This window comes from Paenibacillus sp. P4_E11 (genome assembly GCF_056401635.1).
This window is the reverse complement of the sequence record NZ_JBFUIX010000122.1, coordinates 1-11,988: the sequence shown is the minus strand read 5'-3', so window position 1 is coordinate 11,988 and position 11,988 is coordinate 1. Positions and strand designations below refer to the sequence as shown.

General features: G+C 50.6%; 10 protein-coding genes. 1 reads left to right on the top strand and 9 read right to left on the bottom strand.

Annotation, left to right across the window (positions count from 1 at the left end; translation table 11 throughout):
- The 8 genes from AC1DWB_RS28245 to AC1DWB_RS28210 all read right to left on the bottom strand — a co-directional run.
- A partial coding sequence (locus AC1DWB_RS28245; protein ID WP_477544438.1) for a DegT/DnrJ/EryC1/StrS family aminotransferase occupies positions 1–1,205 on the bottom strand: 1,205 nt, incomplete at its 3' end.
- An 80-nt stretch (positions 1,206–1,285) separates the two neighbouring features.
- The gene (locus AC1DWB_RS28240; protein WP_477544437.1) at positions 1,286–2,179 is read right to left on the bottom strand and encodes an AraC family transcriptional regulator; all 894 of its coding nucleotides are present in this window, start codon (positions 2,177–2,179) and stop codon (positions 1,286–1,288) included.
- Positions 2,180–2,224: 45 nt separating this feature from the next.
- The gene (gene bioB / locus AC1DWB_RS28235) at positions 2,225–3,229 is read right to left on the bottom strand and encodes a biotin synthase BioB (protein ID WP_477544436.1); all 1,005 of its coding nucleotides are present in this window, start codon (positions 3,227–3,229) and stop codon (positions 2,225–2,227) included.
- Between the two features lie 174 nt (positions 3,230–3,403).
- Positions 3,404–4,810, bottom strand: coding sequence for a sulfatase family protein (locus tag AC1DWB_RS28230; RefSeq protein ID WP_477544435.1), 1,407 nt, complete (start codon positions 4,808–4,810; stop codon positions 3,404–3,406).
- 17 nt (positions 4,811–4,827) lie between these two features.
- The gene (locus AC1DWB_RS28225; RefSeq protein WP_477544434.1) at positions 4,828–6,357 is read right to left on the bottom strand and encodes an extracellular solute-binding protein; all 1,530 of its coding nucleotides are present in this window, start codon (positions 6,355–6,357) and stop codon (positions 4,828–4,830) included.
- 29 nt (positions 6,358–6,386) lie between these two features.
- Positions 6,387–7,253, bottom strand: coding sequence for a carbohydrate ABC transporter permease (locus AC1DWB_RS28220; protein ID WP_477544433.1), 867 nt, complete (start codon positions 7,251–7,253; stop codon positions 6,387–6,389).
- Positions 7,254–7,275: 22 nt separating this feature from the next.
- Complete coding sequence (locus tag AC1DWB_RS28215; protein WP_477544432.1) at positions 7,276–8,226, bottom strand: ABC transporter permease; 951 nt, start codon at positions 8,224–8,226, stop codon at positions 7,276–7,278.
- A gap of 151 nt (positions 8,227–8,377) precedes the next feature.
- Positions 8,378–10,705, bottom strand: coding sequence for a helix-turn-helix domain-containing protein (locus AC1DWB_RS28210; protein WP_477544431.1), 2,328 nt, complete (start codon positions 10,703–10,705; stop codon positions 8,378–8,380).
- Positions 10,706–10,897: 192 nt separating this feature from the next.
- Here AC1DWB_RS28210 and AC1DWB_RS28205 point away from each other — a divergent pair, with 192 nt between their 5' ends.
- Complete coding sequence (locus tag AC1DWB_RS28205) at positions 10,898–11,188, top strand: hypothetical protein (RefSeq protein ID WP_477544430.1); 291 nt, start codon at positions 10,898–10,900, stop codon at positions 11,186–11,188.
- A 387-nt stretch (positions 11,189–11,575) separates the two neighbouring features.
- Here the strand turns inward: AC1DWB_RS28205 and AC1DWB_RS28200 are convergent.
- Positions 11,576–11,988 (bottom strand): hypothetical protein (locus AC1DWB_RS28200; protein ID WP_477544429.1); only part of this gene is annotated, 413 nt, incomplete at its 5' end.

The window sequence follows — 11,988 nt, the reverse complement described above, 5'->3', positions numbered from 1 at the left end:
TGCTTGAACCATGGAATACCGAATACGCGGACGTTCACACCCTCGGTTACGGGCAAGCTTCCCACACCCTGTCTAACATCCCTCTGTGTATGTGCGATCCGGGTCGGCTTGCCGTGCCCATAAATATCGGCTTCATGGAATACCGGATGCAGGTGCAGTGGAAGATTGCAGCCTGGACTGCAGTCTGTTACGCCCTCAGCACGGAGCGCTTCGCAGAATCGGGTAACAGACAGTCCTCCCAATTCTTCGCTGACATAGAAGCCATGCGGGCTATACCAGCCTCCCTTCGTGCTGCCGGAGTCCTTGGCCGTCCGCTGTGCCCGGATACCAGGCAAGCCCTCCAGTTGATCCCAGAAATAATTCATCGCCTTGTCGATTTCCGCAATGCGTTGTTCATAGTATTTCAACTGTACTCTTCCTACGGCAGAGCTCACTTGATGCATCCGGTACTTGTATCCTCCGAGGGGCAGTCCTACAAAGGGCTTCAGCTCCTCAGATAAGATATTGGCGCCGAATCGTTCATAGTGAGCGAAGGCGATAGCCCGTTCATAGATGTCGTGATCGTTCGTAACCAGTATGCCGCCTTCCCCGATTGCAAACGATTTGCCGCTCATGAGCGACATGGCGCCGACATCGCCGATCGTCCCCAGCTTGCGTCCTTTGTACAATCCGCCCTGTGCATGGGAAACATCCTCGATCACCTTCAGATTGTGCTTCCGCGCAATGGACATAATCCGGTCCATATCGACAGGATGGCCCATATAATGGACGACAACAATCGCCTTTGTCCGTTCCGTAATGCGGTGTTCGATGTCATCCGGATCCAAACACAGTGTATCCGACTCCACCTCGGCAAACACGGGCGTTCCCCCCAACGAATACACCTGCAGCACTGATGCCCAGTACGTCAGGCTTGGACAGATGATTTCATCGCCGACGCCGATCTTGCACGCATACATGGCCGCATGGATGGACGCTGTGCCGGTATTGAAGGCGAGTGCATAATCGGTTTTCAGCCATGCTGCAAACTCTTTTTCGAACTGTAACGTGACATCCGTACCCGACATGTTCCCCTTGCGAAGCACCTCAAGGGCTGCGGTCTCATCCTCTTCTGTAACAATCGGCCACTTGAACATAGCCGGATAATTGGATTTCACTGCTGGGGTGCCGCCGAATAGCGACAATGGTTCGTGAGCTGCCATCATTTCCACTCCCTATCCTGTTTGATACGTCAAGTTTAAATGATTCACATCCCCATTTCAGGCCAGTTGTTAACTTCATTATCTCAATATTTAACCTTGGAAAACTGATTTCGATACTTGGTCGGCGTTATGCCTTTCTTCCTCAGAAAAACACGGGAAAAGGTTTTGAACGAGCTGTAACCAGATTCTCCAGCAACATCCAGAATGTTCATCCGGGTGGAAACCAGCAGACTGCAAGCCATTTCGATTCTCAGCTCATGCAAATAGTCCGTGTAATTCAGACCTGTTATTTGTTTGATCATTTTGCTTAAATAAGGGGTACTGGCATCGAATTTCTGAGCTAATTCGCCGAGCGTCATTTCCGTCAGGAAATGGTTGTTTATATGCGACAGTACCTGCGATATTTTACTGTTGCTCGGCCCCGGATTAACCAAATCGGAACCAGCTGTTATTGAATCTGCTCCCCGGACTTGATCACCACTTCTGGAAATTTGCACGAGGATTTCAATTAGCTTCGAACGGATATAGGAGGGCCGGAACGGATGATCTGCTTCATAATCCTTATGTATTTCACGGAATAGCCTCTCCAGGAGAACCGTTTGCTCCTCTTTCAATTGAAAGAATGGAGAGCCCTCGTGATCTGAATTGAAGTAGAAAAACTGTTTCAGCCCGGCATCCATCTCCGATTCTAACATGATATCCATGTCGAACATCAAATTGAACTTAATGTAGGTATGCCCCTTGATAAGCCTCGTTTCGTGAATACGGTGAGGCTGCTTGCAGACCACGGTTCCTCGGGAGGCGTCGAACCTCTGATTGTTGACCAAGTCCACTGCGCTTCCCTGCACATAAAACGATATTTCATAAAATTGATGGTGATGTGGCTGAATCCACCACCCTGTCGTTATGCCGATCACGATTGGAAAAGAAAAGGTTTCCTGAGTAAGATTACTGTCATTGGTCGGATATTTGGTCATCGGACCTTGCCTCCATGGAGAAACAGCTGATTTTCCATCATCTTATCACAGAAGGAGTGCGTTCAGCTCGATCTCGAATCCCAAATCTTCTATGAGTTGATGATCCGCCGACACGGCTTGGCCTTCTGTCGTTAAGTAATCCCCGACAAAGAGGGAGTTGGCTGCGTACAAGGACAGAGGCTGCAGCGAACGCAGATTGATCTCACGACCGCCGGCAACACGGATTTCCTTAGTCGGGCAGATGAACCGGAACAAAGCCAGCACCTTCAACGCTTGCATAGGCGGCGTGCGGCCCGCTTGTTCCAGAGGGGTTCCCGGAATCGCATTCAGGAAGTTGATCGGAATCGAATCGGCATCTAGCTCACGCAGGGCAAGAGCCATCTCCACAATTTCCTGAGGCGTCTCACCCATGCCGATAATGACACCGGAGCAGGGGGACATGCCGTGTGTCTTGACCTTCTCCACCGTCTCAACGCGCTGGTCGTATGTATGAGTCGTAGTAATGGACGGGTAATTGGCTTTACTTGTGTTCAAGTTGTGATTGTATCGGTGTACRCCCGCCTCCGCCAGACGTTTGGCTTGGTCGTCCTTCAATAGGCCAAGGCATGCGCAAATTTTGAGCGGCATCGTGGCTCGGATTTCCTGAACCGCCTCCACCACTTGGTCCAGCTCCTTGTCCGTTGGCCCCTTCCCGGCGGCTACGATGCAATAGGTTCCCGCTTGGCGCGCTATCGCTTCACGTGCCCCGGCAAGCAGCGTCGATTTATCGAGCATGGTGTACTTCTGGACCGGCGCCGTCGATACGATGGATTGCGAGCAATAGCCGCAGTCTTCGGGACACAGGCCGCTCTTGGCGTTGATGATCATATTCAGCTTCACTTTTTTACCGTAATAATGCTTTCTTACCTGAAAAGCAGCGTGCATGAGCGGCAGAATCTGATCATTGTCGGCTTCAAGCACAGTGAGCCCTTCTGATGCAGTCAAACATTCCCCGCTCAACGCTTTTTGGGCAAGCGACTGCCATTCTATTTCGGCTGCTATTGGTTTCATCTGAATCATCCTCCTGTTAGTTGAACCCTTCAATTGTTAACCAGTTGTTACTTAAGAGTTAACAATTGAACATTGCTATTCTAGCAGGACGGGAAGTCTCTGTAAAGAGAACAACCCTTCTGCTTGAATCACAGAAGGGTTAACTCTCAAGTTATTTTCAATCAGGATGACCTATTATCGCGGTTGTTCGTAATACGCTTTCCTTCCTTGCCCGCCAGGGCCGGCAAGCTCCAACTGCCCGAAGCCGGTCACCGCTTCCCGCGTGCCATCGCGATACGGATCGGCATAGCTGACGAACCAGGAATCAAGCCGTTCCTTCATCGAACGCCGCTGTTCTTCTGCTTCCGGTGCGTCGATCAAATTGTTGCGTTCGTCCGGATCGGCCGTTAAGTGGTACAACTCCTGCGGCCCGTACGGATAGCGGTGAACGTACTTCCATTCCCGCGTACGGATCATGCGAACCGGACCGTATTCGTCATAGATGACGACATCCTCTCGTCCAGCCCCTTCCTCGCCAAGCAATAGCGGCAGGAAGCTTCGACCAGGCAGATTGCTCGCCTCTGGATGCTCTAGGCCTCCGACATACTCCAGAAGAGTCGGCATGAAGTCGTACCCGCTGATCAGCTCGTCGCAGACGTGGCCTAGCGGAATGCGGCCGGGATGGCTGAAGATGGCTGGGACTTTAACGGACGTGTCGAACATATTGAATGGAAACGTGCCGTTGCCTTTGCCCCATATGCCATGATGACCGCAGTTGAAGCCGTTGTCGCTCATGAAGCAGATCAGCGTTCGCTCACGCACGCCCATCTCCTCTAGCTTATCGAGAATGCGACCGATATTGTGATCCATTGCCGTCACGGCGGCGAAGTATCCTTTCAGGTTCTCCCGTTGGTTGTCGGACCAAGGCGCTGTTGCGATCGACCAAGGATGCTTGGGCTCCTGCGGGCAGCTGTCGAACGGGCAATCGTCGTACATTTCAACGAACTCCTGGGGATGGCTGTCGATCCAAGGGCTGTGCGGCGCCGTGTAATGCACACCCAAGTAGAACGGCTGATCGACTTGCCGCGAGTCCAGAAACTGCAGCGCATCGTCAGTGATGACATCGGTCAAATAGTCCGGTTCGTCGATCAACTCCCCATCGCGTATCATCGGTGCATCATAATAAGCGCTGCCTCCTTGCTGATGCACATACCAGTGCGTAAACCCCTTCTGCGGCTTCAGGCTGTCTCCGAGGTGCCATTTGCCGCTTAATCCGCAAGTATAGCCGCTATCAGCCAGTAGCTCCGTATAGGCGGTTTGACCCGCCAAATATTCAATCGGCCGTTCCCCGACGTTACCGCCGCGTATCCAATCGTGTATGCCATGTTGCGACGGTATGCGTCCGGTCAACAGCGAAGCGCGCGCGGGCGAGCATACTGGCGAGGTGCAGAAGAAGCTCGAGAACCGCATTCCTTCTGCTGCCAATCGGTCCAAGTGCGGTGTACGGATCTCTTGATTGCCGGCGCAGCCGAGCGCCCAAGGCCCTTGATCGTCACTCAAGATGAATACTATATTCGGTCGGTCTTGTGCGGTTGGAAGCATCCAATCAACATCCTTTCCTACTTCTTTTGTGCCTGATACGCCTTGTTAACCGCTTCCAGTACTTTGTTGCCGCCCTGGTCACGCCATTTTTTGGACAACTCGGTCAATCCAGCGTCGATGTCCTTTTTGCCGATAATCATGTCGAGGTAATATTGATTCAGCAATTCGCCTAACACACCGCCCATCTCCACTTCCTCGGCTGTCGTCACGTTAATCAGGTTCGGCACCAGGTTTTTCGTGGCAATGTCCACCGATTRCTTCGCCCGGTCGGCCTGAGGTTCGGTTTGCGGCAAATAGTTTTCCGTAAGCGGCCATACTACGCTGCCCCATGCGAGCGGATGCGACCAGCCGTTGGCGGCAAAGCCGTCTTTGGCCCGTTCTTCTTCATTATACGTGATTTTGTCGCCTTGCTTCGTGTAATGAACACCTTCGATTCCGAGCTCCAACAAGGTTCGTCCTTCCTTCGACAGCATGAACTCAATCAATTTAGCCGCTTTTTGCGGATTTTTTGAATTCTTGGTTATCCCTGTGAACAGTCCGTTCTTCGGCGCGCTTGCCATGCCTCGTTTGCCGTCCGGTCCAGCAGGCGGTGCCATGAAGCCGAGCTTACCTTGCGGATTCACTTTTTGCAAGCTAGATTCGAGGCGGCTTACGTGACGGAACAGCGGTGAGGCCATAAATCCAACCTTACTTTGAAAAAACTTCTGCTCCCGCTGCTGTGTATCGTTCAGCAGAAATTCAGGGTCGATAAACTTCTCGTCCCACAACTTGCGCAAATATTGAACACCTTGCTTGAAAGCGGGATGCTCGAATATCGGGGCGACCTTGCCTGCGCTGTCCAGAACCCAATCGCCATGAGGCAACCCGTAGCCGTAAAAGACGAAATTAAACGACCCGTTGAATCCGGTGCTTTTGGTGCCCGTCAATCCGTACGTATCGGCTTTTCCATTCTTGTCGGGATCTTTCGTCGCAATGTCCTTGAGTACCTTATAAAAATCGTCCAGTGTCTGCGGCTCCTTCAATCCAAGCGTTTCCAGCCAGTCCGCTCGATAGGCAACAGTGGTATTGGAGCGATCCTCGATGAACGGGTAGCCGTAATATTTGCCGTTCACAGCTGTCCAAGACAATTGCTTCTCCAGCTTCTCCTTGACCGTCGGCATAACGGTCAGATGATCGTTCAACGGGACGAGCAAGCCTTCGGCGATCCATTGGTTCAACGATGGAGACGGATAGTTGATTGTCACGATATCCGGCAAGTCTCCGGTCGCCATCGCAACGTTGATCTTCTCGAAGCCGCTCTCCGGCACGAGCTTGACTTCCAGGTCAATGCCGAGCTTCTTGTTGATTTCGGCGATAATGCGGTCCCCCGGATTGATTGCTTTGGCGGCCGCGTCGCCTGGGGTGAGAAATACGATTTTGACCGGTTTGTCCGTACTTGTTGCGGCGGCACCTGCCCCAGACTCTTCCTTAGAACTTCCGCATCCTACCGCTGATACCGCGAGCACCCCGGAAAGTGTAAGTGTTAGCCATCTTCTATTCGTTAACATCAGTTGTCCTCCTCTTCTAATACGAACCGTCATTCCTTAACCGCGCCTAGCGAGACCCCTTGTACGAAATACCGCTGGAAGAACGGGTAAATGAGCATAACCGGGATGGTGGAAATCATAATCGTCGCCATCTTGATCGATTGACCGAGCAGAAACGGACTGTCCCCTCCAGACTGGAAGGCCGCTTCGTTGTCAATCAGCATAGACCGCAAAAACAATTGGAGCGGCCATATTTCTTTGTCAGTCACATACATGACCGCAGTAAAAAATTCGTTCCATTTGGATACCGCATAGAACAACGATACGGTGGCGATGGCTGGCATCGACAGCGGAACGACGATCCGCAGCAAGATGCCGAAATCATTGCAGCCGTCGATACGCGCAGACTCTTCCAGACTTTCCGGAACGGATGTGAAAAAGCTGCGCATGAGAATCAAATTGTACGTCTGAATCGCTGCGGGAATCATCATGGCCCATACCGAATTGATGATTCCGAGCTGCTTGACTACCAGATAGTTCGGAATAATGCCTCCGCCGAACATCATCGTGAATACGATCGCGAACATGATGAACCGTCCGCCCGGCAGCTGTTTCTTCGAGAGCGCGTAAGCGGCCAATGTGGTCGCGATCATGCTGATGACCGTTCCAAGCACGGTAACGATAATGCTGATCTTGTACGAAACCCACAATTGCTTCAAGCCGAGCATATATGTGTAGGCTTCTAATGTAATTGTCTTCGGATACAGGTGAAGGCTTGACGATAGGCTTTCCTGAATGGGCGTGATCGAGACGATGAACGAGTCCCAGAACGGGTACAGCGTCAACAGCGTGATCATCGCCAGAAATAGTACATTCGCTGCGTCGAATAGTTTTCCGCCGAAACTGCCGCGAACCATGCTGCATTCCTCCTTTGCCGCTTTAGTAAATGCCTTGTTCACCCATCATACGGGCCAGCCGATTCGCGATAACAAGCAGCAAGAAGTTAATCGCCGACTTGAACAATCCGACTGCTGCGGCCAAGCTGAACCGTCCTTCAGTCAACCCGATCCGGTACACATACGTGTCGATAATATCGGACGTATGATAGACGCCGGGATGGTACAGCACGAATATTTGTTCGAACCCCGCCTCCATCAAATTGCCGATACGCAAAATCAATAAAATAACGATCGTGCTGCGAATGCTTGGCAGCGTAATGTGCCAGATACGCCGCCACCGGTTGGCGCCATCCATCAATGCAGCCTCATACAGCTGTGGATTGACTCCGGCGAGAGCGGCCATATAAATGATCGTGCTCCAACCAAACTCCTTCCAGATCATCGACCAGACGAGTGTGGTGCGAAAGTAGCTCTCATCGGTCAGGAAGCCTATCGGTTCACCGCCGAGCGAACGAATCGCGTTGTTGACGACCCCGTTGTCGGTCGATAGCAGATTGATTAACAACCCGCCGAGAATAACCCAGGAAATGAAGTGAGGCAAGTAAATGACCGTTTGTACAGTACGCTTGAAGGCAATCTTGCGAACTTCATTCATCAACACAGCTACAATCAAAGGTAGCGGAAAACCGAAAACAAGTCGGTACAAGCTGATGATGATGGTGTTCCAAAACACTTGCCAGAACTTGTCGAGTGCGAATAACGTTTCGAAGTGCTTGAAGCCTACCCAAGGACTTCCGAGAACTCCTTTCGTAATACTGAATTGCTTGAATGCGATCAGGGCCCCGTACATCGGGTAATAATGGAAGATGCCGTAATACACAACCGCGGGCAAAAGCATCAAATAAATATAGCGGTTGGATGCGATACGCTTCCACAACATCCGTCTCCGTATGTCTAGTTTGGGCCCTGACGTTGTCGATGGAACAGCCATGGACAAAATTCCCCCTTTCCATATGCTTGTAATCTGCAGCTCATGTAAGCACTTTCAGCATAAGGGGGAGGGGGAATGATCCTCAAGATTCAATTGTTGGTAACGGTTTCAATCTATCATTTTTAGCAGGTATCATTTTTTCGGTTTAGGTTCATTCGTTCGTATTTAAGCTCTCCAGACGGCCCAGCACCTCTTGGTTTCGGTACTCCGTCGGCGTCAGACCGGTCATTTTTTTGAACGTGCGGATCAAGTTTTGCTTCTGTCCGAACCCGGCCGCTTCAGCGATCTCGTTAATATTCAGGTCCGTCTCTTTCAATAACCGACATGCTTCTGAGAACCTGGTTTCCGTCAAAAAATCAATAAACGTTGATCCCGTCATTTCCTTGAACAGCTTCGATACATATTGGCTGTTCATGTAGGCCATGTCAGCCATCTGCTGCAGACTGAGGGGCTCTCGGTAATGATCGCGTATATAAGCAGCAAGTTTGGCGATCACTTCTGCGTTCTTGTTGTCGCGCCTATGCTCCAGATCGCCTCCGATATACGTCAGGATCCGGTCCAGCCAAAGACTGATTTCCTCCAGATTCTGCAGCTTGGCGAATTCTTGATGCCACCGGTTTACTTGCTCGACTGGTTCTTCTCCGGATGGTGCCAGCTCCACCCGTACTGTCACGAGAGCGTTCAGCAAGTGGGACAATATCATGTTCTTGTAGGAGAGGCCGAATTGGCCGTCCTGTTCGAGCTGACGGATGATGTTATCCTTCGTTTCTTTCGCTTTGTCTTGGTGGCCGGATTTCAGATCGCCGACAAGTCTATCTATCTGCTGCCGATATGCAATGAACTGATTGCGGTTAGCACGATTGACGTCCAGATCGTGAATCGACACTATACTTCCGATGCCCGCGATCCTTTCGTGCAGAAGGGCTTCGGTCGCTTCGTTGTAGGAGAGCGGTATTTCTGTAATAAGCTCGTAATTCCCGCCTATTCCGAACGTAACGGCGACTCCATCGAGCTTGGAGGCGACTTCGCTTTTGATCCGGAACGCGAGTTCCTTCGCCCTATCGACTGCTGGGTCTGCCGTATCCCCTTGTCCCGTATTGAGGATGATGACATCATGCTTGTGGAATCGGCTGACGTATGCACCTTTGCCATATTGAGCGATCGCGTCCTCGCATATGGTGCGGATCTGGAAATGAATCAAGTTGCGTACCTGCTCGTCTGGCGCCGAGAGAATAGGCCCATTCAAATGAACCCGCATTACCATCACGAGAAAGCGACACGGCTCCAGATCCAGACGATAATAGTTCAACTGCCCGATCAATTCATTCTCGTCGGCCGTTTTGCCTGATAACAGATTTAATAGCAAATGATCCCTCAGAATGAGCTCCTGTCCGCGAAACTTCGTCTTGAACTCCTCATTCTCGTGATGAAGCTGGTCGATCGATTCGCGGATAAATCCGAACTCATCCCTGTACTTCGCCTTCGGCAGCGGCTTCTCCATGTAAGAGACGAGAGCTTGCACCATATTCCGGACCGGCAGGTAATGCCGTCTCGAGACGAGTACCATCAGCAATACTCCCGCAGCCAAGCCGATAACGGAGATGAGCAGCGTAATCCGAATCACTTCGTTGGAACGTTTGAACAACTCCCCGTACGGGTTTAACGTAATGTAGATCCAGTTATTGAACGACGAGCTCAGGAACGAGACGAACATCTTCTCGTCTCTGAGCTTCTCGACGAAGTAACCCGCTTGGTCACGACGAATTCGCTCAATGTCCGCCTGCTCGAACTGTTCGAGCAGCATGCTCTTGTCTTTGTAGGACAGTACCTCTCCGTTCGCGTTCAGAACCGCGACATTGCCGAGCTTCCGGTTATTCGTATTGACTACCGCGTTGTAGAGCACATCCTCCCTGAGGTTAATCAGCAAGACGCCCTTCTTCTCTACACTATTGAACGGTACGGTTATTAGAAAGCTGATGACATTGTCTGAAGCTCCTCCTGCATTCAACATGCTTGCCGCTTCCCACCCCGAAGTGTTTGGACCTTCTACAAAGCGCTCCAGAACCGATCGATACGAGAAATCGGCCAAGTCGGTAATGCCCGAGCTCGATATCAGCTTCCGGTTGACGGAACTGTACAAATATATGGAGTGCATGTAGTTAGACGAATTGATTCGTTCATCGAACAAAGCTCCAGTGTTTTTCAGAAACCGGTATTCGTCCTCCAAATTCCACGGCAGCCAAACCGACTTTTGCACGTCGCTGTTCAAAGCGAGCGTGGTTGCGATTTGTTGCACTTCGCCAAGCGACTGATCGACAATTTTGCTCGTCTGCAGAAGCAATTCGTTATTGGCACCGATTACTTCCTCTTTCAGCATGGCGGTCGTGTACCGGTAGACGAGAGCTCCGACCAGACATGTAATCAGAACGACAGCAACCGTCAAATGAAGCAACAAACGGATGTAAATGGACCGCTTCATCGGACGCCCCCCTTTTCTATGAATGCGATTACATTATAGCATATGACTCGTCGTGCTTGAATTGGTAACCACCTACCATTATTCTCCTGATAGCGTATCAATTGAAATCCCGGCAGTTTCCAGCATTAACCATTGTTTGTTATATTACTCCAGGGGGGTGAGCCTATTCTATATGTCTTGATGTTCGTATCCTTGTGGACTATCGGAATTTTGCTCATTCGCAACGGGAAGAATGAGGCTTCCGTCGCGATGGGCATCACCATGTTCGTGGGGGGATGCAGCAGCTTCGCTTTTTCCATCTATTTATCGATCATTCCATTCATCTATGGGTTCCGACCGCTGTTGAATAGCACGTATCCCTTTGTAGTATTCCAGGCACATCTCCTCGCCACAGCTCTCGCAGCTGAACTTCTCAAGCGAAGATTGCTCCAGCAGCTTCCTGACAACTTCTTGCCCTTAGCTATCCTTGAACGCTGCTCTTAAGAGTCCTTACGGACACAGAAGCCGTTATTCGTCCGTTTCTGCCCCTCTCAAGGGTAGTTGCGGACTCAGGATCCGTTATTCCCTTACAACTAGCTATTATTGTCACTTTCCAGGACAAATAGCGGCATCTGTGTCCGTTAGGCCATCATATACCTGCTTATCTCACCATATAACGTCTCTCAGGTCCGCAACGAATGTTGTACATTCATATTTATTCAGCTTACGAGTAGGCGAAAACCTCCGGTTCCACTCCGAAATCTAAAAATATCTGATCTGTAACGAAGAGGGCACCCCTGAATCGTTGTGAAAAACTGCCCTCCTTCATCTATGATGATCGAGGGCAGTCTTTATTGCTCCGTTCTAGACTACCTGTGGAATGCATTGTCCTTATCGCGATGGCTGTTTCTCTAGACCTCTTAGATCAGAATCAACTCGAATGCTCCCTGGTCCCGGAATCAACATGGCCTTGAAACTATCCCGAACTTCCACGCTTGCTGTCGTTTTCAAATGAATTTCTTTATTCGCCACACTATTCTCAACCAAATCCATACTTCCCGCTTGGTTAAACACGCAGCCGACCAGGTTGATCTTGGTTGTCAAATAATCCGTCATTGCCTTATTCCCGCTGAAATGAATGCCGTTGTTCCTGAAGCTAGAATTCATTATGCTTAACACGTCAACTGGAGTATTGATCGAGATAAAAAACTTCTTATGATCGTGCAGCGCCCGGATATTGTCAAATACTAGCTGCTCCTGAATCGGTACGGGAGACCCTGGATAATAAGAACGACTGTACTTGT